Here is a 26,855-nt window from a genome sequence, read left to right as displayed (position 1 = left end):
CGACCAGCCATCACTTTTCTGGAATTATGCCGATCCCAGCAGCTCCAGGAACCGGGATTGCAGCGCGGTCGGACGCCACGGGTCACGCGTGGTAATGCCGATCGTGCGCACCATGTCCGCGCGCGGACGTCCGATCACCGTCAGCAGCCCCGCCTGGATCTCCAGGGCGACCTGATCCGGTGACAGCAGCGTCAGGCAGTCGCTGTGCAACAATATGCCGCGGATGGTCATCACCGATCCGCATTCGATCGGCGCCGCCGGCGCGGCCTCGGGAAACAACGCCTGCCACTGCGCGCGCAGCGGCGTCTGTCGCGATCCGACGATCCACGGATAGGCCGCGAGCATCGCGGGCGTCGGATCCGGCGCCGCGGCCAGCGGATGCTCCCGCCGCGCGATCACCGCCAGCCGATCCTCGAACAGCGCCACCTGCTTCAGCCCCGCGGGCGTATCCTCGCGCACCGCGCCGATCATCAGGTCGATGACGCCATCGCGCAGCGGCTCGACCAGTTCGCGCCACGATCCCTCGACGACCTTCACCGTCGCCCTGGGCGCGGCATCGATCAGCGCGGCGATGGCGTTGGGCAGCACGCGCGCGCGCGATAGCGGCATCGCACCGATCACCAGCGGCGTTCCGTCTCCCGCACCCGTGCCGGTTTCGGCGATGGCGGCCGCGACCTCCGCCGCGGCGAGCCGTACACCCCGCGCCAGCCGCCGCCCCTGTGCCGTCAGCGCGACGCCGCGTCCGCGCCTTTCGAGCAGCGGCACCGCCACCAGTTGCTCCAGTTCCCTTACCGCACGGTGCAGTGCCGGCTGCGACCAGCCGGTCGCGCGCGCACCTTCAACGAAGCTGCCCGCGTCGGCGAGCGTCAGGAAGGCGCGCAATTGCGTCGCCGTCATCAGCCGTTCCGGTCGGGCGAAGCCGCGACCGCCCCGTCCGCCGCCGCGCGTCGCCTGCGCCAGCTGGGCGAAGGCGGCATCGATCCGAGCGACGAACACACGCCCCTCCTCGGTCGTCGTCATCCCGTCCGGGTGCCGTTCAAACAGCGCGACACCCAGCTGGCGCTCCACCTTCGCGAGCCCCTGCGTCAGTGCCGGCTGCGACAGGCTCACCCCTTCCGCCGCCGCACTCATGCTGCCCCGCTCGGCGATCAGCGGTATCGCGCGCAGATGGCGCAGGTTGAGGTCGAACGGGTCCGTCATCCATTCTCCTATAGCAAAAACTTATGGCATGTCATCTTTTCGACATTGCCCGCGCCGGCCGCCGCCTGCCATCGCGGAGCGCGAAGGAGAGCGAACATGTCGGGTCGGGTCGTGCGCAACATCGAACGGGCGGATGCTGCGGTGATCGATATCCTCGCCGGAGCCGGCGTCGCCACGGTGCACGAGGCGCAGGGGCGGATCGGCCTGCTCGCCAGCCGGATGCGCCCGATCTATCCGGGCGCGCGGATCGCGGGATCGGCGGTCACCATCTCCGCGCCGCCGGGCGACAACTGGATGGTCCATGTCGCGATCGAGCAGCTGCGCGACGGCGACATCCTCGTCCTTGCTCCCACTTCCCCGTGCGAGGATGGCTATTTCGGCGACCTGCTGGCGACATCGGCGATGGCGCGCGGCTGTCGCGGCCTCGTCATCGATGCCGGCGTGCGCGACGTCCGCGACCTGACCGAGATGGGCTTTCCCGTCTGGTCGAAGGCGGTGTTCGCGCAAGGCACGGTCAAGAACACGATCGGCAGCGTCAACGTACCCGTCGTCTGCGCCGGCGCCGCGATCGACCCGGGCGACGTGATCGTCGCCGACGACGACGGCGTCTGCGTCGTCAGGCGCAGCGACGCCGCGGCCGTCGCCGAAAAGTCCCGCGCCCGCGAAGCGGCCGAACAGTCGAAGCGCGGGCGGCTCGCGGCGGGCGAACTCGGCCTCGATATCTATGACATGCGGGGCAAGCTGGCGGCGATGGGCCTGCGCTATGAATGACGGCACGGCCTGCATGTGGATGCGCGGCGGCACATCGAAGGGCGCGTTCTTCCTGGCCGACGATTTGCCCGCCGATCCCGCGGCGCGCGATACGTTCCTGCTCAGGATCATGGGCTCCCCCGATCCCCGCCAGATCGACGGGATGGGCGGCGCCGATCCGCTGACGTCGAAGGTCGCGGTGGTCCGCGCTTCGGATCGCACAGGCGTCGATGTCGACTATTTGTTCCTCCAGGTCTTCGTCGATCAGGCGATCGTCACCGACGGCCAGAACTGCGGCAACATGCTGGCCGGGGTCGGCCCCTTCGCGATCGAACGCGGGCTGATCGCGGCGACGGGCGACGTCACCCGCGTCGCGATCTTCATGGAGAACACGCGCCAGGTGGCGGTCGCGACCGTTGCCACGCCCGGCGGCGCGGTGACCTATGCCGGCGATGCGGCGATCAGCGGCGTGCCGGGCACCGCAGCCGCCGTCCCGCTCGCGTTCCGCGACACGGCGGGGTCGTCGTGCGGCGCATTGCTGCCGACGGGCCACGCGGTCGACACGATCGACGGTGTCGCCTGCACCCTCATCGACAACGGCATGCCCTGCGTCGTCATCGCTGCCGCCGACGTCGGCATAGAGGGCCACGAGGATCGCGAGACGCTCGACGCCAACGATGCGATGAAGGCACGGGTGGAGGCGATCCGGTTGCAGGCCGGACCGATGATGAACCTGGGCGACGTGCGCGAGAAGTCGGTACCCAAGATGATGCTGGTATCCACCCCGCGCGATGGCGGCGCGATCGCGGTAAGATCGCTGATCCCGCATCGCGTCCATGCCTCGATCGGGGTGCTCGGCGCGGTCAGCGTCGCCACGGCCTGCCTGATCGACGGCACGCCTGCCGCCGCGCTGGCGACCATCGCGGAGGGGCGCAGCAAGACGCTGGGCGTCGAACATCCGACGGGCGTCACCGAATGTGTCGTAACCGTCGACGATGCCGGCGCGCCGGTCGAGGCGGGGATGCTGCGCACCGCGCGCAAGCTGATGGACGGAAGGGTCTTCGCATGAGCACCGACGCGCACGGACGCATCCGCAGCTGGACGCTCGCCCCGTCCCGGCCAAGCTACATCCCGCCCCCCGGCGCGGTCGACGCGCATTGCCACGTCTTCGGTCCCGCCGACCGCTTCCCCTTCAGCGCGAAGGCCAAGTATCTGCCGCAGGACGCCGGCCCGGACGCGCTGTTCGCGCTGCGCGACCGGTTGGGGTTCGAGCGCAACGTCATCGTGCAGGCGAGCTGCCACGGCACCGACAACGCCGCAACGCTCGACGCCATCGCCCGCAGCGACGGCCGGGCGCGCGGCGTGGCAGTGGTCGACCCGGCGATCGCGGCGCGCGATCTGGACGCGCTGCACGACCGGGGCATCCGTGGCATCCGCTTCAATTTCCTGAAACGGCTTGTCGATGATGCGCCGAAGGACGCATTCCTCGACCTCGCCGCACGGCTGCCCAAAGGCTGGCACGTCGTCGTCTATTTCGAGGCCGACATACTCGACGAGCTGCGATCGTTTCTCGCCGCGATCCCGGTTCCGGTCGTGATCGACCACATGGGACGCCCCGACGTCGCGCAGGGGCCGGACGGCGCGGACCTGCGCGCCTTCCGCACCCTGCTGGAATCGCGCGCAGACCTGTTGTTCAAGGCGACGTGTCCTGACCGGCTGGATGCGGGCGGCGCGCCGTGGCACGATTTCGCCGCAGCGGTCGCCCCGCTCGTCGCCGACTATCCCGACCGCTGCCTGTGGGGCACCGACTGGCCGCACCCGAACATGCAGGATGCGATCCCCGACGATGGCGCGCTGGTCGACATGATTCCGCGCATCGCGCCGACGGCGGAGGCGCAGCGGCGGATGCTGGTGGACACGCCGATGCGGCTCTATTGGGATCGGTGAGTGAGAGGCGCCCGAACTCTACCCCCGCATCCGTGCGCGCCGGAGCGCCGTATAAGCCGGCGGCGATCCACTCGTCCGAGCGGCGATCCCGCGCGGACAAGCCGGGCCGACTTTCCCCAATGTCCGGCTGATGCGTACAATCTCCTGGCTTTCGGGCCACTCCGCCGGGCAGATCGGGGCCCGCAGCCGCATCGGCATTCCTCACCGGTCGACCGAACCAGGCAGCACAGGCCGGTCGCGGCGTTGAGCGGGACGCCGATGTCGCTGGTGCCACGGTTTGGCGCATCGCCGCGTTGCATTTATGTGATCACAGATGTAGCAAACGTGCGAGAGGGCTGGACAAGATGAGTGACGGAATTGTTCGCCGCGATTTCCTGAACGGGGTCGCCATTGCGATCACCGGCGCGGCAACGGGCTGCACACGGCATTCCGCATCGTCGGCCGCCGCCCCTTACCCGCCTGCGAAGACCGGGCTGCGCGGCAGCCATCCCGGATCGTTCGAAACCGCGCACCGGGTCCGCGACGGCGAACGTTTCGAGCTCGATCCCATGCCGGTTTCCGAGCGCTATGACCTCGTTGTGGTCGGCGCGGGTATCAGCGGGCTCGCCGCCGCCTTCTTTCACCACCGCGCGCGCCCGAACGACCGCATCCTGGTGCTCGACACCAATGACGATTTCGGCGGGCATGCCAAGCGCAACGAGTTCGACGTCGATGGCCGGAAGTTGCTCGGTTACGGCGGAACCCAGTCGATCGAGTCGCCGCGCAGCACGTATAGCCCGGTCGCGGCCGGACTGCTGCGCGAGCTTGGGGTGGACATCACGCGGTTCGACACCGCGTTCGACCGCAAATTCTACCGAAATGCGGGCCTGCGCACCGCCACCTTCTTCGCACGTGAGCGCTATGGCGAAGACCGTCTGGTGCTGGGCCCACCGCCCGAGGCATACGGCGCCGGCGACCCGGAAATGGCGGCCGCGCAGCCGGAGGCGTTGCGCCCGGTTCTGGATCACTATCCGTTGCCGCCCGAGAGCAAGGCCCGGGTCATCGCGATCGAGACCAGCGGCCGCGACCCTCTGGCCGGAAAATCCGACGCGGAAAAGCGGCGGATCATCCGCAGCACCAGCTACGCCGATTTCCTGCGCCGTTATTGGGATGCCGACGATCTGGTGCTGAGTGTCTATCGCCAGCGTCTGCTCGGCATCTGGGTCTCCAGCCTGGAGGGCGTATCCGCCGCCAGCGCATTCAACACCGGGCTGCCCGGCGGTCAGGGCCTGAAGCTCGATGCGCATGAAACGAACGAAGAGCCCTACATCTACCATTTCCCCGACGGTAACGCCTCGATCGCGCGGATGCTGGTACGGCGACTGATCCCCGGGATTGCGCCGGGCACCACCATGACCGACATCGTCACCGCGCCGTTCGACTATCTCGCGCTCGACCGCCCCGCCAATCCGGTGCGCATCCGCCTGTCGAGCACGGCGGTGCGCGTGCGCAACCGCGCCGGCCGGGTGGACGTGGGCTATATGCGGGCGGGGAAGCTCGCGCGCGTGGAGGCAAAGGCGTGCGTTCTCGCCTGCTACAACATGATGATCCCGTACATCCTGGACGACGTGCCGGAGGCGCAGCGAGCCGCGCTGGCGATGAACGTCAAGGCGCCGCTGGTCTATATCAACGTCGCCCAGCGCAACTGGCACGCGTGGAAGAAGCTCGGCGCCTCATCGATCGCCAACCCGGCCGGCAAGATCGCCTCCATGTCGCTGGACTTTCCGGTCAGCCTGGGCGACTATCATTTCGCGCGCACACCCGATGATCCGATCGTGTCCCATCACCTGATGGTGCCGCTGATCGAGGATGCGGGGATGGACATGCGCACCCAGTTCCGCCTGTCGCGCCAGAAGGTCTATGAAATGCACTTCGCCGATTACGAGCAGGCGCTTCGTGACGAGATGACGCGCATTCTGGGCCCCGGCGGGTTCGACTTCAACCGGGACGTCGCCGCGGTCACGGTGAACCGCTGGCCCCACGGCTATTCCTATACCCCCGACAGCCTTAACGACGATCCCGCCGAGCAGGAGGTGCGCATGAATACCGCGCGCCGCCCGGTCGGGCGCGTCGCCATCGCCAATTCAGACGCCGGCTGGAATGCTTACACCAACGTCGCGATCGACGAGGCCTGGCGCGCCGTCAACCAACTCTGGCACGCGCCCGATGGCGCCGCCGCAACTGCATGAGGTATCCTGTGATCCGTTCGCTTTACGCCGCCGCCCTGCTCGCCCCCACCCTGCTCGCCGCCGCCAGCCCGGCAATCGCGCAGAGCGGAGCCGACCTGTTCAAACAGCGGTGCCAGGTGTGCCACGTCGCCAAGGCCGGCGCCAGGCCGACGATCGGCCCGAACCTTGCCGGGGTGATGGGGCGCAAGGCGGGGTCGACGGCATATCCCTATTCCGCCGCGCTTAAAAAGTCCGGCCTCGTCTGGGACAAGGCGACGCTGGACCGCTTCCTCGCGGGTCCGGGCAAGGCGGTGCCCGGCACCAGGATGAACCTTGCGGTCCCCGACGCGAAGCAGCGCGCGGCAATCGTCGCGCATCTCGCCACGGTAAAGTGAGGACAGTACCCGATGGCCCTGTCGCTCAACATCAACGGCCGGAACCATCAGGTCGACGCCGACGAGGCGATGCCACTGTTGTGGGTGCTGAGGGACACGCTGGGTCAGACGGGGACCAAATTCGGCTGCGGCGCGGGTCTCTGTGGCGCCTGTTCGGTGCATGTGGACGGCGAGCTCCAGCGCTCGTGCCAGGTGCCCGCGGCAAGCGTGGTCGGACGCAAAGTGACTACTATCGAGGGGATGCGCGATACCGCGCTCGGCAAGCGGCTGCTGGACGCCTGGGCCGACGTCGACGTGGTGCAGTGCGGCTATTGCCAGCCGGGACAGATCATGGCGGCGGCGGCGCTGATCGCGGGCAATCCCGCGCCCAGCGACACCGCGATTGACGAGGGGATGCGCGGCAACATCTGCCGCTGCGGCACCTATCCGCGCATTCGCGCCGCGATCAAGCGCGCCGCAGGTGCCGGAGCATGAAGGCGCCGGTTGCCTCCCGTCGCGACGTGCTGCGCGTCGGCGCGATCGGCGGCGCGCTCCTGATCGGCGCCTCGGTCGCCGGGTGCGGGCTGATGCGCGGTGACGATGACGCCGTCTTTACCCCAAACGCCTTCTTGCGCGTCGACGCTACGGGCGTCTCGCTCCTCCTGCCCAAGACGGAGATGGGCCAGGGCGTCAGCACCACTATCGCGATGCTGGTGGCCGAGGAGCTGAATATCGCGCCCTCCGCAATTCGCATCATTCTCCCCGATGGCGATGCGGATCGCTTCAAGCCGCTCGATCCTGCCACCGGCGGCTCGACGTCCGTTCGTGAAGTTTGGAAGCCGCTCCGCCAGGCTGGCGCCAACGCCCGGGCCGCGCTGATCGAGGCGGCGGCGCACCACTGGGGCGTGGAGGCCGGCACCTGTGTGGCGAAGGATGGTGGGGTTCATCACCCGCCCTCCGGCCGCGCGCTGCCATATACCGAGCTGGCACCACTGGCGGCCAGGCGACCGCTGCCCGAGAACGTGCCGCTAAAGCCTGCCCATGCCTTTACGGTGATCGGCAAATCGCAACGGCGGTTAGACGCCGCCGCCAAGGCGCGCGGCACCGCGACCTACGGGATCGACGTGGCGCGCCCCGGAATGCGCGTCGCAACGCTGGCGCAGGCGCCCGCGATCGGCGCCACCTTATCCGGCTGCGACGAGCGCGCCGCGCTTGCGGTGAGGGGCGTGCGCCAGATAGTGCGCGGCAACGACGTGCTGTTTGTAGTCGCGGACAATTATTGGGCGGCCAAGCAGGGCCTGGAGGCAGCCGCGCCGACCTGGACCGCGGGCACTCACGCCGCGCTCGATCAGGTCGCGATCGAGGGGGCGCTGGCGGCGGCGTGTGCCCAGGACGGCGCCGACGCCGGCACCAGGGGCGGTGACCCCGGGCCGGCGCTCGCACATGCCGCGCGCGTGGTTCGTGCCGACTACACCCAATCGTTCCTCGCGCATGCCGCGATGGAGCCGCTCTCCTGCGTGATCCACGTCGAGAACGGACATGCGACTCTGTGGACAGGTACGCAGGTTCCCGCTGCTGCGCGCCAGCAGGCAGCGGACGCGCTGAAATTCCCGCTCGCGAACGTGACCGTTCACACCTATCTTCTCGGCGGCGGCTTCGGCCGGCGGCTCGAAACGGACATGATCGCGCGCGCCGCCGAGCTCGGCCGGCAGATCGACGCCCCCGTGAAGCTGATCTGGTCCCGCGAGGAGGATGTCCAGCACGACATGTACCGTCCCGCCTATCACGACCGGCTGGAGGCGGCGCTCGACGCGTCGGGCCGCCCGGTCGTCTGGCGGCACCGCATCGCCGGCTCGTCGATCATGGCGCGACTGCTGGCGGACAAATTCAAAGGGGTCGACGATGACGCGATCGACGGCACCGTCGCGCCGCTCTACCCCGTCGCGCAGCGCCGCGTCACGTTCAGGCAGGTCGAGAGCGGGCTGTCGACCGGTTGGTGGCGCGGGGTTGGCGGGCTGCGCACCACCTTCGCGGTAGAAAGCTTCATCGACGAACTGGCCCACGCCGCCGGGCAGGATCCGGTGGCCTATCGTCGCGCGCTGATCGCCGATGCGCGCGCGCTCGGCGTGCTGGATCTCGCCGCCGCCAAGGCAGGCTGGGGTACGCCGGTGGCGGCGGGCAGTGGCCGCGGCATTGCCGTGCTGCACCTGTGGGACACCTATATCGCGGCGGTGGCGGAGGTGACGGCCGTGGCCGGCGACGACCCGCGCGTAACCCGCGTCGTGGCGGCGGTGGATTGCGGCCAGGCGATCAATCCCGCCGGCATTCGCGCGCAGGTGGAAAGCGGGGTGTTGTTCGCGATGGCCGCTACCTTGTGGGGCCGCATCACCGTGGCCGGCGGGCGGGTGGAACAATCCAATTTCCACGATTACCGCGTCGTCAGGATGGACGATGCGCCGGTGATCGAGACCCACATCGTATCGAGCGACCTGTCCCCCGGCGGGCTGGGCGAGCCGCCCGCCGCGGTGATCGGTCCGGCGATCGCGAATGCGCTGTTCGCCGCCACGGGCGAGCGGCGTCGCAACCTGCCGTTGCTGGGCAGCAGCGCCTGACGCGCAACCCGACGCGCCGGGGCACGACTTGGCGTTTCGCGCTGGCGCACCACTTGCTAAAGGCGTCCTCATCTTATTCCAGGCAGGATGCAAATGGCCACGCAGGCAACCCCCACCCGCTATGCCAAGGCGCTCGCGAACGACGCTGCCGACGCGGATGTGAGCTCGCTGCGTCAGACAATCTACGAGGAACTCCGCCACCGCCTTATCACGGGCAAGATCGCGCCCGGCGTAGCCATATCAACGCGCGGGCTGGCGCAGCAGCTGGGTGTGAGCCAGATGCCGGTGCGCGACGCGCTGAGCCGCATCTCGGCCGAGGGCGCGGTGGAAATCCGTTCCAAGCGGGCGATCATGGTCCCCCGGATGTCGCCGGCGCGGTTGGAAGAGATCATCCGCTGCCGGCTGCTGCTGGAGCCGACCGCTGCGACAGACGCACTGCCCCATATCGACGCCGCCCGGCTGCGGCTGATCCGCGCCGCTGACGAGGCCACCGATCGCGCGCTCGAGCAGGGTGACCTCAACGGCTACATGGAGTCGAACTACCGCTTCCATTCACTGATCTATTCGGCCGCGCCAACTCAGATTCTCAATCGGCTGGTCGACAGCCTGTGGATGCAGTTCGGGCCGTTCATGAGGGTGGTGTATGGACGCTACGGCACCTCCAAGCTGGTCGACCGCCACGTCGCCGCGACCGATGCGATCGCCGCCAAGGACGGAGCAGCGCTTCACGAGGCGATCCTGGGCGACATCAACGACGGGATGGACCTGATGCGCAACTGGGAGCAGCCGGGCGCCTAGCGCTCGCTCTCGCTGCCGCGCCACGGTGGTGACCATCGGACACCGCGGCAGCTACAACAGTCACTTCTCGGACATTGCCGCGCACGCCTATGCACCGGGCAGCAACGCGGGGAGAGGCTCTTGCTGAAAATGACCGAAAACCTGGCGGATGGCGAGCGCGATCTTTCGCATTTCTGGATGCCGTTCACCGCCAACAAGGCGTTCAAGGCGCATCCGCGTCTGCTCGCCTCAGCGGACGGCATGATATACCGCGACCCCGCCGGGCGCGAGATCCTGGATGGCACCGCCGGGCTGTGGTGCGTCAATGCGGGCCACAATGCGCCACGGATCACCCGCGCGATCCAGGAGCAGGCGGGGACGCTGGATTTTGCCCCGACGTTCCAGCTCGGCCACCCGCTCGCCTTCGAGCTGGCGACGCGGGTCGCCGGAATCATGCCCGCGGGGCTGGATCGCATCTTCTTCACCGGCGGCGGTTCGGAATCGGCGGACACGGCGCTCAAGATGGCGATCGCCTACCATCGCGCGCGCGGTGACGGGGGACGCGTGCGGCTGATCGGCCGCCAGCGCGGCTATCACGGCACGAACTTCGGCGGAATGTCGGTGGGCGGGATCGGCGGCAACCGCCGCGCCTATGCCACCCAGGTCTGGGGTGTCGATCATCTGTCGCATACGCACAATGCCGTGCCACGCTTCTCGCGCGGGATCCCCGAGACGAACGTCGACTTCGGCACCGAACTGGAGGAGTTGATCGCGCTTCACGGCGCCGACACGATTGCGGCCGTGATCGTCGAGCCGGTGGCCGGTTCCACCGGCGTGCTGATCCCCCCGCGCGGCTATCTGGAGCGGCTGCGCGCGATCACGCAGGCGCACGGCATCCTGCTGATCTTCGACGAGGTGATCACCGCCTTTGGCCGCCTTGGCACCGCTACGGGCGCCGAGTTTTTCGGAGTGACGCCAGACATCCTGACCATGGCCAAGGGGCTGACGAACGGCGCGGTGCCGATGGGCGCGGTCGCCGCCTCGCGCCACGTGCACGACACCGTGGTCAACGCCGCCGCTTCCGGGATCGAATTCTTCCACGGCTACACCTATTCTGGGCACCCGCTGGCAGCGGCGGCAGGCATCGCCGCGCTCGACACCTATGCCGAGGACGGGCTGTTCGCGCGGGCGGCGGACCTCGCCGGCTATTGGGAAGAGGCCGCGCACGCGCTGCGCAGCGCGCCGCATGTGATCGACGTGCGTAACCTGGGGCTGGTCGCGGGGATCGAGCTCGAGCCGCGCCCCGGCGCGCCCGGCGCGCGCGCCACCGAGACGTTCCAGCGTGCCTTCGACGCGGGCGTGCTGATCCGTGTCACCGGCGACATCATCGCGCTGTCGCCGCCGCTGATCATCGACAAGCCGCTGATCGACCGGCTGTTCGACCAGATCCGGGCCACCCTGGCCACCGTGGCATGATCGCGGGCCCGGCCGAGCTCGCCACCGGCCCCGAACAGGGGCTGGCGCGAAGTCTCAAGCCGCGTCACGTGGAGATGATCGCGATCGGCGGGATCATCGGCGCGGGGCTGTTCGTCGGCTCGAGCTCGGCAATCGCGGCGATCGGCCCCGCCGCGATCGTAAGTTACGCCGCCGCGGGACTGATCGTGCTGCTGGTCATGCGGATGCTCAGCGAGATGGCGAACGCGGTACCCGGGGTGCAGTCCTTCCCCGAATTCTCGCGGCTGGGCCTGGGCGACTGGGCGGGATTTCTCAGCGGCTGGCTCTACTGGTATTTCTGGGTCGTGGTGGTCGCGATCGAAGCGATTGCCGGCGCCACCATTGTCTGCGGCTGGTGGCCGGTCCTCCCGGTGTGGGCGGTGGCGTTCGCGCTGACCCTGGCGCTTACCGGCGTCAACCTGCTGTCCGCGCGCTCGTACGGCGAATTCGAATTCTGGCTGTCGGGGCTGAAGATCACCGCGATCCTTGTCTTCATCCTGGTGGCGATCGCCGCCATCACCGGCGTGGCGGGCGCCGGCACCGGCCTTTCCAACTGGACCGCGCACGGCGGCTTCGCGCCGCACGGCGCGCTATCTGTTGTCGCGGGGGTGACCAATGTGATCTTCGCGCTGGTCGGCGCCGAGATCGCCACTGTGGCAGCCGCCGAATCGAGCGCCGGGCCGAAGGTGATAGCCAAGCTGACGCTCACGGTGGCTGCGCGCATCCTGCTTTTCTACGTCGTCTCGATCGCGCTGATCGTGGCGGTGGTGCCGTGGACCGATATCATCCCCGGCGAATCCCCGTTCGCCACCGCGCTCGCCCGGATCGGGGTGCCCGGCGGCGCGCTGATCATGCAGGCGGTGGTGCTGGTGGCGGTGCTGTCGTGCCTCAACTCGGGGCTGTACGTCACCTCGCGCGTGCTTCATGCGCTGGCGATGCGCGGCGATGCACCGCGCGGGCTGGCGCTGACGCAAGGCGCAGGCGTTCCCCGCCGCGCGATCCTGTTCGGCACGGTGTTCAGCCTGGCCGCGCTGACGCTTTCCATCGTCTCGCCGACCCGCGCCTTCGCCTTTCTGGTCAACGCTTCGGGCGCGGTGATGCTGGTGCTGTACCTGCTCATTGCGCTCGCCCAGCTGCGGCTCCGCACGCGGCTCGAGCGTGAGTCGCCGGAGCGGCTGACCATTCGCATGTGGTGGCACCCGTACGGCGCGATCGCGGCGATCCTCGCGATCGTCGGCGTGCTCGCCGCCATGGCGCTGACCCCCGCGCTCGAAACCCAGTTCAGAGCCAGCGCCCTGGCGGTGCTGGTGGCACTGGCCGGGCTGGTCCTCAAACGAGCGGTTTCGAGGCGACCCGCGCCGACCCTCTGACCTCCCGCGGCGCGCGTGCGCCGTATCCATGACCCAGCAGCGCGCCGCGCCGCACTTTTGACGGAGCTACAGATGCAAGTGATCGAACACGTGCTCGCGCACGGGGTGACCCGCGTTGCCGATGCGACGCGCCTCGCCGACGTCTACGACCCGGCCACCGGCAGCATTCAGGCGCAGGTCCGCCTTGCCGACGCGGACGAGGTGAACGCCGCCGTCGCGGCCGCGCGCGCTGCGCAGCCCGCATGGGCTGCGCTCAACCCGCAGCGGCGCGCGCGTGTGCTATTTCGCTTCAAGGACCTGATCGAGCGCGAAATGGACGCGCTTGCTCGCCTGCTCTCCAGCGAGCACGGCAAGACGGTGGCGGATGCGAGGGGCGACATCCAGCGTGGGCTGGACGTGGTCGAGTTCGCCTGCGGGGTGCCGCACCTGGTCAAGGGCCAATATTCGCACGGCGCCGGTCCGGGGATCGACGTCTTCTCACTGCGCGCGCCACTGGGTGTCGTCGCAGGGATCACCCCTTTCAACTTCCCGGCGATGATCCCGCTCTGGATGCTCGCCCCCGCGCTTGCGACCGGAAATGCCTTCATTCTCAAGCCGTCCGAGCGCGCGCCCTCTGTTCCCGTCCGTCTGGCCGAGCTGCTGGCGGAGGCGGGGCTGCCTGACGGGGTGCTCCAGGTGCTGCATGGCGACCGGGTCGCGGTGGAGGCGCTGATCGATCATCCGCATGTGAAAGCGATCAGCTTCGTCGGCTCGTCCGACATCGCGCAAGCGGTCTATGCCCGCGGCACCGCGCTGGGGAAGCGGGTGCAGGCGATGGGCGGCGCGAAGAATCACGGCATCGTCCTGCCCGACGCGGACCTCGATCAGGCGGTGTCCGACATCCTTGGCGCCGCCTTCGGCTCGGCCGGCGAGCGCTGCATGGCACTGCCCGTCGTCGTCCCGGTCGGCGAGCGGACGGCCGAGCGGCTGCGCGAGAAGCTGGTGAGCGGGATCGCCGGGCTGCGCGTCGGCCTCCCCGGCGATGAGGATGCGGACTATGGCCCGGTGGTCACGGCGCAGCACCGCGCCAGGATCGAGAGCTACATCCAGATGGGCATCGAAGAGGGCGCCGAGCTGGTGGTCGATGGCCGCGGCTTCACGCTCCAGGGCCACGAGAACGGCTTCTTCATCGGCCCAAGCCTGTTCGACCGGGTGACCCCGGCGATGCGAAGCTACCAGGACGAGATCTTCGGGCCGGTCCTTCAGATGGTGCGCGCCGAGACGTTGGGCGAGGCGGTGGCGCTCGCGACCGCGCATCAATACGGGAACGGCGTCGCGATCTTCACCCGCGACGGCGGCGCCGCGCGCGAGTTCGTCGACACGGTTGAAGTCGGCATGGTCGGCATCAATGTGCCGATCCCGGTGCCGGTGAGCTACCACAGCTTCGGCGGGTGGAAACGCAGCGCGTTCGGCGACCACAATCAGTACGGGATGGACAGCATCCGCTTCTTCACCCGCACCAAGGTGGTGACGCAGCGCTGGCCCACCGCGGGCGTCGCGGCAGACCGCGGCGCGGCGTTCCTGATCCCTACCTCGGGCTGAGCGCCTTACTGGCGGCGTCGCGCATGCTGCGCGGCGCCGTCACGTCCAGCCCGGCGAGCGGCGCGCGGAAAAACTCGGGGCGGAGCAGCGCCATCAGCGCCATGATGCCAAGTCCGACGGCGAAGATGCTGACGCCGATCACGAACACAAGCCCGATCGACCCGACGTGCGAGCCGCTGCCGAAGTGCGGGTTCAGACTGTCGCACAGTGTCTTGACGAACAGGGCCGCCAGCGAGAGCCCGCCCAGCAGCGGAAAGATCAGCCGGTATATCGCGTTGCGAACCGAATCGAACCAGGTCGCGCGGAAGAACCAGACGACGGAAAACGCGGTCAATCCATAGTAGAAACAGATCATGATCCCGAGCGCGGTTATCGTATCCCACAGCACGTGCTCGGAATAGAGCCGCATCCCCGTGTAAAAGGCGGACGACACCACCGTCGACGCCACGATCGCCACCGAAGGCGTGTGGAAGCGCGCGCTGGTCCGCCCGAATGACCTTGGCATCGCGCCGTAGAAGCTCATCGCCAGAAGCGTGCGCGACGGGCTGACGATGGTGGATTGCAGCGCGGCGGCCGAGCTGCACAGCACCGCTACCGAGACCAGTATCGCCGCACGTCCGAACACCGGGACGGCCAGCGACTGGAACACGTTGCGCTGTGTTTCCGGGTTGTTGAGCCCCAGCGCGCCGGTGCCGATCCCGGCAAAGGTCAGCGCGGCGCACGACGCGAGCAGGTAAAGGAGCATGGTCACCCCCACCGTCCCGGCCGCGGCGAGCCCGGGGGTGGAGCGCGAGCCCCTGGTCTCCTCGTTCATGGTCAGGGTGACGTCCCAGCCCCAGAAGATGAAGATTGACAGCGACAGCCCGGCGGCGAGCGCGGCGCTGCTCGGGATGACGAACGGGTTGAACCAGGCAAGCGTGACGGGCGTGTGATCGAACGCCTGCCCTGCCCTTGCCTTGCCGAATGCGGCGGCGGCGAAAGCGCACATCGCCAGCACCTGAAGACCGACCAGGAACACCTGCGCCAATTTGGTCGCCTCCATCCCGCGATAGGAGATCAGCGTCGCCACGCCCATGAACGCAAGACAGGTGAGGATGTTGACGCTTGTGTGGTCAGCGAGCCGGGTCAGTTCGTCATGGCCGGTCGCCTGCGCCAGCAGCAGGTAGAAGAAGTCGACCGCCACGCCCGCACTGTTCGACAGCACCAGCACCGTGGAAGCGACCAGTCCCCAACCTGCCATCCAGCCCACCCAGGGCCCGAATGTCGCGGTCACCCAGGTGAAGGTGGTGCCATTGTCGGGCAGCGCCTGATTGAGCTCGCGATAGCCCATCGCCACGAGCAGCATCGGCAGGAAGCCGATCAGGATCACTGCGGGGGTCTGAAGCCCGGCGACCGAGACGATCGGCCCCAGCCCGGCGGTGAGCGTGTAGGCGGGGGCGACGCATGAGACACCGATCACCAGCGCGCCGAACAGCCCCACCGCTCCGGTGGCGAGCCCTTTCTCGCCGACGCCTGTACTGTCCCCGGCAAAGCCTGCTTCCGACATCGGCAAACTACCTCTCCTTCGGCTCTTGCCCACGAACGAAGCGCTGCGATCACAGAAAGTCAAGACAAACCGACCACGGATATGCCGATTTTGAACGTGCCGTGCTATAGACAGACGCCATTCGCGTCGATATGCGATCACAGTATGAGCCATCAGGATCACCAGCTTCTTGCGCTGCTGGAGGCGCATCCGGAGATTACCCGCGTCGAGGCGTTCGTGTCCGACGTCAACGGCGTCGCCCGTGGCAAGTGGCTGACCCGCGAAAAAGCGTTGACCTTGGACCTCAAGGGCCTGGCGATGCCCAGGTCCGTGTTCGCTCTCGACATTTGGGGCCGCGACGTGCCCGATGCGGGTCTCGCCTTCGGCACCGGCGACCCGGACGGGCTGTTCTTCCCCGTCGCCAACCGTGCCGCGCTGCTGCCCTGGTTCGACGGCGCCACCGCGCAGGTGATGCTGGGCCTGTCGCCAGAAGGCGATCCGGGTGTCGGCGATGCACGCGGCGTGCTCGCGCAGGTGCAGGCCGCACTGGCAGCGCGCGGCCTTCACCCCGTTGTCGCGACCGAACTGGAATTCTATCTGCACCAGCTCGACGAGGCGGGCAGACCGGTCCCGCCGGGCGCCTCGGCGGCGGATGACCTGCGCCACGTCAATGCGATCCTGTCGCCCGAGGCGAAGTTCGCGCATCTGCCGCTGTTCGACGAGATCATGGCAATATGCGCCGCGATGGGCATCCCCGCCGACACCTTGTCGAGCGAGGCGGGGCCCGGCCAGTTTGAGCTCAACCTGCTCCACCGCACCGATGCGATCACCGCCTGCGACGACGCGATCCTGCTCAAGCGGATTATCAAGGCGCTCGCGCGGCGCCACGGGCTCGGCGCGACCTTCATGGCCAAGCCCTATGGCGACGCCTCCGGCAACGGCATGCACATTCACGTGTCGTTGCTCGACAGCGAGGGACACAATGTGCTGGCGGAGGCTGACGGGGCGCCATCCGAAACCTTGTTCCATGCGGTTGCCGGGCTGCTGAAGGCAATGCCGGATTCGATGCTCGCCTTCGCCCCCCACGCCAACAGCTACCGCCGGTTCCGCGCCAACGCCCACGCGCCGGTCGCGGCAAGCTGGGGCGTCGACGACCGCTCTGCGGCGATACGCGTGGTGAAGGCGGATGCCAGGGCGACCCGGATCGAGCATCGCGTGCCGGGCGCGGACTGCAATCCCTATCTCGCGGTCGCGGCGGTGTTGGCCGGTATGCTCGCCGGAATCGCGGCGGGCGAACCCCCGCCGGCGCCGCAGCAACCCGGCGCTCCCGAGGTCGCCGCGCGCCTGCCTGCCGAATGGGGGGTCGCGATCGACCGCTTCGCCGCTTCGGACTTCATCGCCAGGGCATTCGGCAGGCGTTTCCGCGACATCCTGGTCGCCTGCAAGCGCCAGGACCGCGACACCCTGCTCGCGCGCGTCAGCGACGCGGAATATGCGAGCTACCTCGGACCGCTCTGATGAACGCACCCTCCTTCCCCGCAAGCCCCTATGCGGGCATGCCGAGCTACTATGCCGCCAGCGCAAATCCCGCGCCGGCCCGCCCGACGCTCGAAGGCGCCGTCACCGCCGATGTCGTGATCGTCGGCGGCGGCTTTACCGGCCTTTCGGCGGCGATCGAACTCGCGGCGCGCGGTATCCCGGTCGTCGTGGTGGAGGCCGAGCGCTGCGGGTGGGGCGCGTCGGGGCGCAACGGCGGCCAGCTGATCAATGGCTACAGCCGCCCGCTGGACCTGCTTGCGCGCCGCTACGGCGAGGATCACGCCCGTGATCTCGCTGCCGTCGCGCTCGAGGGCGGGGCGATCATCCGCGAGCGCGTGGCGAAGTACGAAATCGCCTGCGACCTGGTGGATGGCGCCGCGGCCACGGCACTCACCGACAAGCAGATGAGCTGGTTTGCCGAGCAGGCGAAGGTGTGGGCACGCTACGGCCATCCGGGCATGCGGCTGGTCGACAGGGCCGGGCTGTCCGAGGTGGTCCGCACCGATCGTTACGTTGGCGCGATGATCGATCCCATCGGCGGGCATTTTCACCCGCTCAATTATCTGCTCGGCGAGGCGGCGGCGTTCGAGGCACTGGGCGGGCGCATTTTCGAGCACAGTCGCGTGCTGCGCGTCGAACGGGGCGCGAAGCCCGTCGTCACGACCGAACACGGCTCGGTCACCGCCGACATCGTGCTGCTATGCGGCAACGCCTATCTGGGCGATGCCGTGCCAGACCTGAGCGGGCGGATCATGCCCGTTTCCAGCCAGGTTATCGCCACCGAACCGCTCGGCGCACTGGCCGAAGAGCTGCTGCCGGCCAATCTGTGCGTGGAGGACGCGAACTACATCCTGGATTATTTTCGCCGCACCGCCGACGGTCGCCTGCTGTACGGCGGTGGCGTCGTCTATGGTGGGCGCGATCCCGCCAGCGTCGAGGCGAAGATACGCCCCAATCTGCTCAAGACCTTTCCGCAACTGCGCGACGTTCGGATCGATCACGCGTGGAGCGGCAACTTCGCGCTGACGCTCAGCCGCATGCCGCAGGTCGGGCGGCTCTCGCCCACGGTCTGGTACTCGCACGGTGACAGCGGGCACGGCGTTACCACGACCCAGCTGCTTGGCCGGATCCTTGCCGAGGGCGTGGCGGGGCAGATGGAGCGGTTCGATGTGTTCGCGACATTGCCGCACCTCCCTTTCCCCGGCGGCCGCCACTTCCGGGTGCCGCTGACGATGCTCGGCTCGCTCTGGTACGCGATGCGGGACCGGCTCGGTATCTGACCGCGCGCCCCGGCCCGTCGCCACCGGCGGATCACGAGGCGGGACGCGCGGCGGACGACGCCGACCGCTGCGACAGCCGACTGCGCTGCACGTGCCAGGTCGTGTCGTGCGGGCCGAAATCGACATGGAGCTGATGGCTGCCCTCGCCGCTCATCAGGCAGCGTCCGCGCGTCAGGCCGCGCGCACGCGACCTGTATTCGCCGTGACTCAGCCTGTTTTACGCTGCCGCACCATCCGGTCAGGCACGCACCGCGAGCTCGCCCGGCTCGTCCAGCGCGCGCAGGGCAGGCGTGGCTTCGTCGAGCGAGCGCGCGATGATGCGGAGGATCTCGCCCCTTCCCGTCCGCGTCGTAGATGTAGCGGTCCTCGGCACGCGTAATGATCCCGCGCCGCCAAGGTCGCGCATCAGCCCTTGGTCCGGCTGCGCAGGCCGATGATGCGCAACGTCCAGACGACGCGGTTCGGCGACGTCGTGGCCCTTCGTCAGCATGCCGCCGGTCCCGCTATCCGTCGATGGACTGGCCGCGGAGCGCACGTCCGAGCAACGTGAAATAGGCCTGCGCTGCATCGTTCTCCGCCGTGTGCCACTCGGGATGCCATTGCACCGCCAGCACGGGCGCGCCATGGCCGGTAGCGGAGAAGGCCTCCACCACCCCGTCGGGCGCGGTGGCCTCGACGCGCAGCCCGTCTGCGAGCCTTGCGACACCCTGGAAATGGACCGAGTTGACCTCGATCCGCTCCTTCCCCAGCGCGCGGCCGAGCACACCGCCCGGCGCAAGCGTCACCTCATGACCGTGCGCGAACATTGCGTCCCAGCTGGCATCGTCCGGGGCGTGGTGCGGCAGCGGTGCGTCCGCGCGGCTCATGTCGCGCCGCAACGTGCCGCCGAAAATCACGTTGAGTTCCTGCAAGCCCCGGCAGATGCCGAAAACCGGCTTCCCCGCAGCGAGGCAAGCCTGCACCATCGCGGCCGTCATCTCGTCGCGGGCGGTGTCGAACGGGCCGTCGGCATCCGCAGCGTCGCGCTCGCCGTAGCGCGCCGGGGAGACGTTCGACGGGCTGCCGGTGAGCAGCAGCCCGTCGAGCCGGGGCACGATCTCGCCCGCCTCCATCAGCATCGGGAGCGAGGGCACCAGCAGCGCCGCGCAATCGGCATACGCCATCGCTGCCGTGACGTATCGGTTCATCGCCACCTGCGCCTCATCATGGCCGACGGCGCGGGTGCAGCATATGATACCCAGCACGGGCCTGACCATGGTTCCTCGATTCCGATCACGACTGAAGGGACGACCCGGCTTTGATATCTGTGATCACTGAGGCTGTCAAAAGCGATCGCGTCGCCTGACGCGGCACGGCGCGACACGTCGTAAGGGCACCGCGGCAACGCGCCGCCCCCGCGCGAGGACCGGGTGCAATCTCGCTGTCGGAGGCTGCGATCCGCGATGCCGGGCGGGTCGGTCGCTGCGTGGCGCCTGCGCCGCTAGCCCCTCCCTGCCCGCGTCATCGCCGCGCCGGTCAACCGGCGGGCGCCGGCTCGACGTGTGCGCAGACCAGCCGGATATCGAGATAATCGTCCAGCCCCAGGTGCGATCCCTCGCGCCCCAGGCCGGATTCCTTCACCCCGCCGAATGGCGCCACCTCGGTCGAGATCAATCCGGTGTTGAGACCGACCATCCCGTATTCCAGCGCTTCGCTCACGCGCACGCTGCGTCCGAGATCGCGCGTGTAGAGATAGGCGGCAAGCCCGGCGCTCGTGTCGTTCGCCATCGCGATCGCCTCGGCCTCGGTATCGAAGCGAACCAGCCCCGCTACCGGGCCGAACGTTTCCTCGCGGCACAGCAGCGCATCGCGCGGCACGTCGACCAGCACGGTTGGCGCATAGAAGCTGCCGCCGCCCCAGATCCGCTCGCCTCCCGCCAGTGCGCGCGCGCCGCGACTGATGGCGTCGCCGACATGCGCCTCCACCTTGGCGATCGCCCGGTCGTCGATCAACGGGCCCTGCTGCGTCTCTCCATCCAGCCCGGCTCCAACCTTGTAGGCGCCGACCCGCTCGGCCAGCCGCGCAGCGAAGGCGTCATAGATGCCGGACTGGACCAGCAGTCGGTTGGCGCACACGCAGGTCTGCCCGGTGTTGCGGAATTTGGAAACGAGCGCCCCCTCGACCGCGGCATCGAGATCGGCATCGTCAAAGACGATGAACGGCGCATTGCCGCCCAGCTCCAGCGATACGCGCTTCACCGTGTCCATGCATTTGGCCGCGAGCATCTTGCCCACGGCGGTCGAGCCGGTGAAGGTGAATTTGCGCACGCGCGGATCGCCGGTCAGCACCGCGCCGATCGCGGCGGCGTCGCCGGTGACGACGTTGAACACCCCGGGCGGCACCCCCGCCTCCTCCGCCAGCCGGGCCAGCGCGAGCGCGGAGAGTGGAGTCAGCTCGGAGGGTTTCAGTACCATGGTGCACCCCGCCGCCAGCGCCGGGCCGGCCTTGCGGGTGATCATGGCCAGTGGGAAGTTCCATGGCGTGATCGCTCCGACCACGCCCACCGCTACGCGCCGCACCGTCAGCCGCTTGTCGGCGAGGTGTGGGGTCAGCACCTCGCCATGGACGCGACGCGCCTCCTCCGCGAACCACTCGAGGAACCCCGCGGCGTACAGCACCTCGCCGCGCGCCTCGGCCAGCGGCTTGCCCTGCTCGGCGGTCATCAGCCGGGCGAGGTCTTCGGCGTGCGCGATCATCAGGTTATGCCAGCGGCGCAGGATCATACCGCGCGCCTTGCCGGTTTGCGCGCGCCACGCCGCGAGCGCCCGTTGGGCGGCGCCCACCGCGTCCTCGGCCGCGGCGCGGCCCAGCATCGGAACGGTGCCGACCAGCCGGCCGCTCGCCGGATCGGTGACCGGGATGGTCTGGCCGGCCGAAACCCATGCGCCGTCGATGAAAGCCTCCGCGCGCAGCAGCTCCGCGCGGGCGAGTGCGGGATCGAGCCGTTCGGTCATCAGGCAAGCACCGTCGCGTCGCGCCTGGCGGCCACCCCAGCTGCTGGCGCGTCCCGGCGCAAGGCAGTCTCCAGCATGTCGAGCCCCTCATCAACGATGGCGTCGGACGCGGTGAGCGGCACGAGAATGCGGATCGCCTCTCCCTTTGTGCCGCAGCTGAGCAGGATCAGCCCGGCAGCGAGCGCGCGCGCGCACACCGCCTTGGTTTCCGCTGGATCGAACCCGCCGGATGCGCTCAGTATGTCGAAGCCGATCATCGCGCCGAGCCCGCGGATGTTGTCGATCGGGACGAAGCCCTCCGCGCCGGCCATCTGCTCCAGCCGTTCCCGGATGCGCGAGCCCAGCATGTCCGCTCGGCCGATCAGCTCCTCCTCATCAATCACGTCCAGCACCGCCAGCGCGGCGGCGCAGGCGACAGGCGAGCCACCGTAGGTTCCGCCCAGCCCGCCGGGCTCCACCGCGTCCATCACCTCGGCACGGCCGATCACCGCCGAAAGCGGGAAACCGCCGGCTAGCGACTTAGCGGCGCAGATCAGGTCGGGCGCAACGCCGCTGTGCTCGATCGCGAACAACGCGCCGGTGCGCGCGAAGCCGGTCTGCACCTCGTCGGCGATCAGCAGGATGCCATGTGCGTCGCAGATTGCGCGAAGCTGCCGGAGCAGCGCCGGCGGCGCGACATGGAAGCCGCCCTCGCCCTGGATCGGTTCCAGGATGATCGCGGCGACCCGCTCCGGCTCCAGGTCCGCGGCGAACAGGGTGTGCAGCGCGTCGATCGAGCGTTCCACCGTGGCGCCGTCGCGGCCGGTGGGAAAGGGAATGTGGAATATCTCTCCGGGCATGGGCCCGAACATGCGCTTGTATGGCTGCACCTTGCCCGTCATCGCGGAGGCGAGCAGGGTCCGCCCGTGAAAGCCGCCGGCAAAGGCGATCACGCCGGACCGGCCCGTCGCCGCGCGGGCGATCTTAACGGCATTCTCCGTTGCTTCGGCTCCGGTCGTGAACAGGATGGTCTTGGCCGCCCCCGCGACGGGCGCACGCGCGTTCAGCCGTTCGGCGAGCTCGACATAGCTTTCGTAGGGCGAAACCTGGAAGGCGGTGTGGGTGAAGCGCGCCAGCTGCGCCTGAACCGCCGCCATCACGCGCGGGTGGCGATGGCCGGTGTTGAGCACGGCGATGCCGCCGGCGAAGTCCACATAGCGGCGACCTTCGACGTCCCACAATTCTGCATTCTCCGACCGATCGGCATAGACGGCGGTCGCGGATCCGACGCCGCGCGGCACGGCAAGGATGCGGCGGCGCTCAAGTTCGGCATTGCTGGTCACGGGGTTACGCTCCTTCGCTCTTGCCCCGTGCCATCCTCCGCGTGCCGGCACCGGCGAAAGAGGTCAAGTTGTCCGGCTCTGGTGACTCCGGGTCACCAGCGGCACGTCCCGCCTCCGTTTCCTTTCAATGTGCGGGCGCCGGAGCGTCAACGCGCACCCGCCGCGAGTGCGGCGTCGCTGTCGAACACGGCGACCGCGCCCCATAACCAGCGGCGGAAGCGGGCGATCGCGGGCGAATTCCAGCGATCCTCGCGCGCAAGGAAGGTGTACGTACCCAGCAGCACCGGCGCGAACTCTCCCTGCGCCAGCTTCACCTTGACCAGGCGGCCGGCGGCGAGATCGTCGCGCAGCAGCATCGTGTTCGCCAGCGTGATGCCGTGGCCCTGTCGCGCCGCCGCCAGCGTCAGGTGCGCGTGCCAGAGGCGCGAGCCCGGCATGCGTTCGGGCACGGCCACGCCTTGCGCGGTCAGCCAGTGGCGCCATTCCAGATCGTTTTCCTCGTGCAGCAGCGGCATGTTCAGCAGGTCCGCTGGCGAGGTGATCGGCGGCAGCCCGGCCGCGCAGGCGGGGCTGGCCACCGGAAAGACCACCGGGCGGGCGACGTCCAGCCGGTAGACCACCTTGGGAAGGTCCACCTCCTCCCAGGTTCGCAGGTAGCGGATGTCGCCGTCGACATCCTGCCCGCGGAAATCGGGGCTGTGATCCGACGGTCGGAAATCTACGTCGATGTCGCGGTTCGCATCGATGAACTCGCCAAGCCGGTCTGACAGCCACAGCGAGGCGAAGCCGGGAATGCACTGCAGCCGAAGCTTCAGATCGTCGCCGACCTTGACCAGCGCGCCTGTTGCGGACGCGACCGCCCGAAGCGCCTCGTAGATCTGGCGGTGATACACCTCGCCCTTCTCGGTCAGGGAGTAACCGGCACCGTCGCGCACCACCAGCTCGACGCCGACCCATGCCTCGAGCGATCGGATGTGCCGGCTGACGACCCCATGGTCGACCGTCAGTTCCTTGGCCGCGCGGCGGATGCCGCCCAGCCGCCCCACCGCCTCGAACGCGCGCAGCGCCGCCAGCGGCGGCAGGAGCCGGGAATCGATCAGCATGCTCGCATCCAAACCTTCGCAACGTGCCGGGCGGTCGCGATCCGGGACGTTGTCAGTCCCTGATCACGAGCCGATCCGGCGGAGTGGTGATGAAAGCACACCACTGCCCGCGCTTCCATCCCCGAAGGATGGGTGTCTGATACGATCCGGCGCCAGGCCCGGCTCTGGACTCCATGAAGGGCGACCGATCGGCCCCGCGGGCAAACCCCATAGGGCGACGATCGGTCCCGAGCTATCCGAAGGAAAGATGGGAGCGGTCAAACGAGCCGATACACCTGAATCAATCGCCCGTTCTCTCCCGCTTTCTCCTTCACTCCGTACGCTGCGGGCACCGGATACGACAAGGTGCCGACGAAGATCGACTCCCTGAGCCAGCCATACTTCTTCCCCGGCACGTTGAACGTCGGAACGAGGCGGTACTTGTCCTCCGTATAGCCATATCCCTTGTTGTGGATGATGATCTGCACGCCATCGTCGGTCTTCAGGCGATACAGGGCGTCGACCACGACCACGCCATCAGGGCGAATCACGGGGAAGTCGCCGCCGCCGGGGATGATCGTCCCCTTGATGCCCCTCCCCCGAAAGAACCCGCCGATCAACGGCCATACATCGTAGCGGTCCCCGTCCGCCGAAACCTGATCCGCCTTGTCTCCCATGAACTCTGGGTCGGAGCAGATCGGCACAATGTCCATGACCCATTCGAGGCCCGGAACATCGTAGGTCTTCGGAGCGCCACCGGGGGGCAATGGCGGAACATGGGGTTCGCGCCCGAGCGGCTCGGTCGCCGTAAGCCGCGTCGCCGGTCCCAAAAGCGTCGCGGGCGCGGCCAGCCCCATCCATCCCAGGGCGCTGCGACGCGAAATGGCCATCAATTCTGTCCTCCGTTGGATGCCAGCGGGTCTGCCCGGCACGGTTGATGATGCACGGTGCCGCAGGCAGGCCGTTGCGCCGGCAGGTCCTTCGCGGAAACCGTGCCGATCAGCAGGCGCGAGGGATGGTCTGCATCATGCAACACCTGGATCCGGGTGGGCACCGAATAGGGCGCGAACAGATTGCCACCGAACTGACTGGGCGTATCGATCCATAGACGCAGCCGTGAGCCCTTCCGGAATGCATGGCCGAATTTCTGGACCTCGATCCGTCCCAGCGTGGGCTGTCCGGGCACCAGTGCCAGCATCTTTTCGGGACGATCGACCGGCCATGGCCGGAGCGCGGTCGATTTCGTTTCATCCTGCAGGCGATCGGACAGGCGCAACCATCCGCGCTGGACGTACATTTCCTGCCCGTCAGGCCGTACTTCGGTGATCGTCACCTGCACGTCCGCATCGGCGCCCGTGCTGACGACCCACAGATCCGCGCTGGCCGGGCCGTAGGCCACCATATCATCGGAAAGCGGCGCCGTCGTGTAGGCAAGGCTTCCTTTCCGCCACGCCGGATCCATCGGGCCCCAACTGTCCTTGCCGAATTCGTGGTCGACGGCCGGTCCGCGGACCGGATAGTCGAAGCCGTCGGCGGCTCCCTGCCCCTTCCCGTTCGCCACCAGCGTTCCGCCGGCATTCAAGGCCAAGCTGACCGGCTGGACTGCCATCGGAAACCGCTGGCTTTGAAACGTGAAGCCGGGGGACAGGTTCTCGAAAATGGCGTCCGCCGGCCCCGTGAAGGTGCTCTCCAGCCATACCTGGACGTGCGGCGTCTGTTCGAACCCGTTGTCGATACCTTTCACGAAGTGATCGAAGAACGCCACGAGCTGCTTGCGGAACCGCGTCGCGACATACAGGTCGTGACCGCCATTGGTCTGCAGATACCAAAGCTGGTCCGGGTTCAGCGTTTCCTGGAAATAGCCCTGCCGGGCAATGACCGCCTCGTCCTGAAAGGCTTCCATGTTGAACACCGGAACGGAGATGTTCTTTGTCCGGGCGGCGAGATGGCGGATTTCGATATAGTCGTCGCGCAGAGGATGGCGGATCAGGATGGCTGGTACGCGGTTCTTCTCGGCCGACTCATAGTTTTGAGCGATCTGCGACAAACAGCGCTGATCGTTCTCAGCCTTCGCACTCTCCTTCGCCGCATCCCATCGCGAATGAAGATAATCCCACCAGCCGTCGACGAATCCGGGAGCCGGAACGCCGCCGGGCGCCCAGGAATCGAGCCGGGCATCGCCCAGCACCATGCCTGGCGCTATAGCCTTGAGATGGGGTGGCCGCTCCGCAGCCGTGGCGATCTGCGACATTCCGGCCCATGACCAATTGGCCATGCCGACCGCGCCATTCGACCACGGCTGCTTCGCGATCCACTCGATCGCGTCATATCCATCCTCGCCGTAGGATCGCGCCAGGAATTCGAATTGTCCTTCCGAGCAACCGGTGCCCCGCGCCTGTAGTCCGAGCACGGCATAGCCCGCTTCGACCAATGTCCTGTCGAGGTTGACCGACATGGCCGTATTGTCGTTCATATAGGCCTTGCCACCGATCGACCCGGGATCGTAGCCAGAATAGTTTACGATGACCGGAAGCGGCCCTTTGCCCTTCGGCAGAAGAACGCTGTAGCGCAGCTGTGTACCATCACGGGCGGGAAGATACCCGCGCAACCGCTTCGAAAAAAACGGTCGATGGATCTTGATCTCCGGCGCCATTTCCGACGGATCCTGGCTCTTCGCGACCGGAACCTGCGCCTGGGCTGACGCTTCGCTGGCGGCGGCCAGATTGCAAGCCGCCATACAAATCGACAGGGAGCCTGCGCCAAGGCGCATCTTGTTCCTGATCGACCATCTCCTGACACGT

General features: G+C 68.2%; 22 protein-coding genes. 13 read left to right on the top strand and 9 right to left on the bottom strand.

Annotated elements, in window-relative coordinates:
- Positions 1-24 precede the first annotated feature (24 nt).
- Positions 25-1,200 carry a LysR family transcriptional regulator gene (locus tag ACM61V_RS08435; RefSeq protein ID WP_137785904.1) on the bottom strand — a complete coding sequence of 392 codons (1,176 nt, stop codon included), beginning with the start codon at positions 1,198-1,200 and terminating at the stop codon, positions 25-27.
- Between the two features lie 96 nt (positions 1,201-1,296).
- Here ACM61V_RS08435 and ACM61V_RS08430 point away from each other — a divergent pair, with 96 nt between their 5' ends.
- From ACM61V_RS08430 to ACM61V_RS08380, 11 genes are all read left to right on the top strand, one after another.
- Positions 1,297-1,971 carry a 4-carboxy-4-hydroxy-2-oxoadipate aldolase/oxaloacetate decarboxylase gene (locus tag ACM61V_RS08430; protein ID WP_137785905.1) on the top strand — a complete coding sequence of 225 codons (675 nt, stop codon included), beginning with the start codon at positions 1,297-1,299 and terminating at the stop codon, positions 1,969-1,971.
- A complete protein-coding gene (locus ACM61V_RS08425) occupies positions 1,964-3,019 on the top strand; it encodes a 4-oxalomesaconate tautomerase (RefSeq protein ID WP_137785906.1) in 1,056 nt (351 codons plus the stop codon). Before ACM61V_RS08430 ends, ACM61V_RS08425 begins: the two co-directional genes overlap by 8 nt.
- The gene (locus ACM61V_RS08420; RefSeq protein ID WP_137785907.1) at positions 3,016-3,897 is read left to right on the top strand and encodes an amidohydrolase family protein; all 882 of its coding nucleotides are present in this window, start codon (positions 3,016-3,018) and stop codon (positions 3,895-3,897) included. Before ACM61V_RS08425 ends, ACM61V_RS08420 begins: the two co-directional genes overlap by 4 nt.
- A gap of 344 nt (positions 3,898-4,241) precedes the next feature.
- Positions 4,242-6,125 (top strand): NAD(P)-binding protein, encoded by a 1,884-nt coding sequence (locus ACM61V_RS08415; RefSeq protein ID WP_419713939.1) that lies wholly within the window; start codon positions 4,242-4,244, stop codon positions 6,123-6,125.
- Between the two features lie 8 nt (positions 6,126-6,133).
- Positions 6,134-6,499: a c-type cytochrome gene (locus ACM61V_RS08410; RefSeq protein WP_249341451.1), complete on the top strand. Its 366-nt coding sequence runs from the start codon at positions 6,134-6,136 to the stop codon at positions 6,497-6,499.
- A 12-nt stretch (positions 6,500-6,511) separates the two neighbouring features.
- A complete protein-coding gene (locus tag ACM61V_RS08405; RefSeq protein ID WP_137785910.1) occupies positions 6,512-6,973 on the top strand; it encodes a (2Fe-2S)-binding protein in 462 nt (153 codons plus the stop codon).
- The gene (locus ACM61V_RS08400) at positions 6,970-9,090 is read left to right on the top strand and encodes a xanthine dehydrogenase family protein molybdopterin-binding subunit (RefSeq protein ID WP_137785911.1); all 2,121 of its coding nucleotides are present in this window, start codon (positions 6,970-6,972) and stop codon (positions 9,088-9,090) included. The genes ACM61V_RS08405 and ACM61V_RS08400 overlap by 4 nt, the downstream gene beginning before the upstream one ends.
- 93 nt (positions 9,091-9,183) lie before the next feature.
- On the top strand, positions 9,184-9,888 hold the full coding sequence (locus tag ACM61V_RS08395; protein ID WP_137785912.1) for a GntR family transcriptional regulator: 705 nt from the start codon (positions 9,184-9,186) through the stop codon (positions 9,886-9,888).
- A 129-nt stretch (positions 9,889-10,017) separates the two neighbouring features.
- The gene (locus ACM61V_RS08390; RefSeq protein WP_137785913.1) at positions 10,018-11,343 is read left to right on the top strand and encodes an aspartate aminotransferase family protein; all 1,326 of its coding nucleotides are present in this window, start codon (positions 10,018-10,020) and stop codon (positions 11,341-11,343) included.
- The gene (locus ACM61V_RS08385) at positions 11,340-12,731 is read left to right on the top strand and encodes an amino acid permease (protein WP_137785914.1); all 1,392 of its coding nucleotides are present in this window, start codon (positions 11,340-11,342) and stop codon (positions 12,729-12,731) included. Before ACM61V_RS08390 ends, ACM61V_RS08385 begins: the two co-directional genes overlap by 4 nt.
- Positions 12,732-12,803: 72 nt before the next feature.
- Positions 12,804-14,312, top strand: coding sequence for a CoA-acylating methylmalonate-semialdehyde dehydrogenase (locus ACM61V_RS08380; RefSeq protein ID WP_419713938.1), 1,509 nt, complete (start codon positions 12,804-12,806; stop codon positions 14,310-14,312).
- Here the strand turns inward: ACM61V_RS08380 and ACM61V_RS08375 are convergent.
- Positions 14,299-15,858, bottom strand: coding sequence for an APC family permease (locus tag ACM61V_RS08375; protein WP_137785971.1), 1,560 nt, complete (start codon positions 15,856-15,858; stop codon positions 14,299-14,301). The genes ACM61V_RS08380 and ACM61V_RS08375 overlap by 14 nt on opposite strands.
- A gap of 144 nt (positions 15,859-16,002) precedes the next feature.
- Between ACM61V_RS08375 and ACM61V_RS08370 the strand changes: the two genes are divergently transcribed.
- Complete coding sequence (locus ACM61V_RS08370; protein WP_137785915.1) at positions 16,003-17,355, top strand: glutamine synthetase family protein; 1,353 nt, start codon at positions 16,003-16,005, stop codon at positions 17,353-17,355.
- Positions 17,355-18,656 carry an NAD(P)/FAD-dependent oxidoreductase gene (locus tag ACM61V_RS08365; protein ID WP_137785916.1) on the top strand — a complete coding sequence of 434 codons (1,302 nt, stop codon included), beginning with the start codon at positions 17,355-17,357 and terminating at the stop codon, positions 18,654-18,656. The genes ACM61V_RS08370 and ACM61V_RS08365 overlap by 1 nt, the downstream gene beginning before the upstream one ends.
- A gap of 238 nt (positions 18,657-18,894) precedes the next feature.
- Here the strand turns inward: ACM61V_RS08365 and ACM61V_RS08360 are convergent, their stop codons facing one another.
- The 7 genes from ACM61V_RS08360 to ACM61V_RS08330 form a co-directional block, all read right to left on the bottom strand.
- A complete protein-coding gene (locus tag ACM61V_RS08360) occupies positions 18,895-19,146 on the bottom strand; it encodes a hypothetical protein (RefSeq protein WP_137785917.1) in 252 nt (83 codons plus the stop codon).
- Positions 19,147-19,159: 13 nt separating this feature from the next.
- Positions 19,160-19,912, bottom strand: a complete 753-nt coding sequence (locus ACM61V_RS08355) for a gamma-glutamyl-gamma-aminobutyrate hydrolase family protein (protein ID WP_137785918.1) — start codon at positions 19,910-19,912, stop codon at positions 19,160-19,162.
- Positions 19,913-20,171: 259 nt separating this feature from the next.
- Positions 20,172-21,650 (bottom strand): NAD-dependent succinate-semialdehyde dehydrogenase, encoded by a 1,479-nt coding sequence (locus tag ACM61V_RS08350; protein WP_137785919.1) that lies wholly within the window; start codon positions 21,648-21,650, stop codon positions 20,172-20,174.
- Positions 21,650-22,972, bottom strand: coding sequence for a 4-aminobutyrate--2-oxoglutarate transaminase (gabT, locus tag ACM61V_RS08345; protein WP_137785920.1), 1,323 nt, complete (start codon positions 22,970-22,972; stop codon positions 21,650-21,652). Before gabT ends, ACM61V_RS08350 begins: the two co-directional genes overlap by 1 nt.
- Positions 22,973-23,118: 146 nt before the next feature.
- Positions 23,119-24,075 carry a LysR substrate-binding domain-containing protein gene (locus ACM61V_RS08340; RefSeq protein ID WP_249341452.1) on the bottom strand — a complete coding sequence of 319 codons (957 nt, stop codon included), beginning with the start codon at positions 24,073-24,075 and terminating at the stop codon, positions 23,119-23,121.
- Positions 24,076-24,332: 257 nt separating this feature from the next.
- Positions 24,333-24,944, bottom strand: a complete 612-nt coding sequence (locus tag ACM61V_RS08335) for a DUF3237 domain-containing protein (RefSeq protein ID WP_419713937.1) — start codon at positions 24,942-24,944, stop codon at positions 24,333-24,335.
- Entirely contained in the window at positions 24,944-26,791 is a 1,848-nt protein-coding gene (locus ACM61V_RS08330) for a CocE/NonD family hydrolase (protein WP_419713936.1), read from the bottom strand. The genes ACM61V_RS08335 and ACM61V_RS08330 overlap by 1 nt, the downstream gene beginning before the upstream one ends.
- Positions 26,792-26,855: the final 64 nt, after the last annotated feature.

Origin of the sequence: Sphingomonas sp. TX0543 (assembly GCF_048565505.1) — a bacterium.
GTDB lineage: Bacteria > Pseudomonadota > Alphaproteobacteria > Sphingomonadales > Sphingomonadaceae > Sphingomonas.
The sequence above is the reverse complement of the archived record's forward strand: the minus strand, read 5'-3'. Positions and strand labels throughout refer to the sequence as shown.

Excerpts from the sequence above, each read along its gene's own strand:
- ACM61V_RS08435 (WP_137785904.1), bottom strand. The coding sequence starts at position 1,200 with ATGACGGACCCGTTCGACCTCAACCTGCGCCATCTGCGCGCGATACCG.
- ACM61V_RS08415 (WP_419713939.1), top strand. The coding sequence starts at position 4,242 with ATGAGTGACGGAATTGTTCGCCGCGATTTCCTGAACGGGGTCGCCATT.
- ACM61V_RS08360 (WP_137785917.1), bottom strand. The coding sequence starts at position 19,146 with ATGCTGACGAAGGGCCACGACGTCGCCGAACCGCGTCGTCTGGACGTT.
- ACM61V_RS08340 (WP_249341452.1), bottom strand. The coding sequence starts at position 24,075 with ATGCTGATCGATTCCCGGCTCCTGCCGCCGCTGGCGGCGCTGCGCGCG.
- ACM61V_RS08425 (WP_137785906.1), top strand. The coding sequence starts at position 1,964 with ATGAATGACGGCACGGCCTGCATGTGGATGCGCGGCGGCACATCGAAG.
- ACM61V_RS08395 (WP_137785912.1), top strand. The coding sequence starts at position 9,184 with ATGGCCACGCAGGCAACCCCCACCCGCTATGCCAAGGCGCTCGCGAAC.
- ACM61V_RS08400 (WP_137785911.1), top strand. The coding sequence starts at position 6,970 with ATGAAGGCGCCGGTTGCCTCCCGTCGCGACGTGCTGCGCGTCGGCGCG.
- ACM61V_RS08370 (WP_137785915.1), top strand. The coding sequence starts at position 16,003 with ATGAGCCATCAGGATCACCAGCTTCTTGCGCTGCTGGAGGCGCATCCG.
- ACM61V_RS08390 (WP_137785913.1), top strand. The coding sequence starts at position 10,018 with ATGACCGAAAACCTGGCGGATGGCGAGCGCGATCTTTCGCATTTCTGG.
- ACM61V_RS08335 (WP_419713937.1), bottom strand. The coding sequence starts at position 24,944 with ATGGCCATTTCGCGTCGCAGCGCCCTGGGATGGATGGGGCTGGCCGCG.
- ACM61V_RS08375 (WP_137785971.1), bottom strand. The coding sequence starts at position 15,858 with ATGTCGGAAGCAGGCTTTGCCGGGGACAGTACAGGCGTCGGCGAGAAA.
- ACM61V_RS08350 (WP_137785919.1), bottom strand. The coding sequence starts at position 21,650 with ATGACCGAACGGCTCGATCCCGCACTCGCCCGCGCGGAGCTGCTGCGC.
- ACM61V_RS08420 (WP_137785907.1), top strand. The coding sequence starts at position 3,016 with ATGAGCACCGACGCGCACGGACGCATCCGCAGCTGGACGCTCGCCCCG.
- ACM61V_RS08430 (WP_137785905.1), top strand. The coding sequence starts at position 1,297 with ATGTCGGGTCGGGTCGTGCGCAACATCGAACGGGCGGATGCTGCGGTG.
- ACM61V_RS08330 (WP_419713936.1), bottom strand. The coding sequence starts at position 26,791 with ATGGCGGCTTGCAATCTGGCCGCCGCCAGCGAAGCGTCAGCCCAGGCG.
- ACM61V_RS08405 (WP_137785910.1), top strand. The coding sequence starts at position 6,512 with ATGGCCCTGTCGCTCAACATCAACGGCCGGAACCATCAGGTCGACGCC.
- ACM61V_RS08355 (WP_137785918.1), bottom strand. The coding sequence starts at position 19,912 with ATGGTCAGGCCCGTGCTGGGTATCATATGCTGCACCCGCGCCGTCGGC.
- ACM61V_RS08380 (WP_419713938.1), top strand. The coding sequence starts at position 12,804 with ATGCAAGTGATCGAACACGTGCTCGCGCACGGGGTGACCCGCGTTGCC.
- ACM61V_RS08365 (WP_137785916.1), top strand. The coding sequence starts at position 17,355 with ATGAACGCACCCTCCTTCCCCGCAAGCCCCTATGCGGGCATGCCGAGC.
- ACM61V_RS08385 (WP_137785914.1), top strand. The coding sequence starts at position 11,340 with ATGATCGCGGGCCCGGCCGAGCTCGCCACCGGCCCCGAACAGGGGCTG.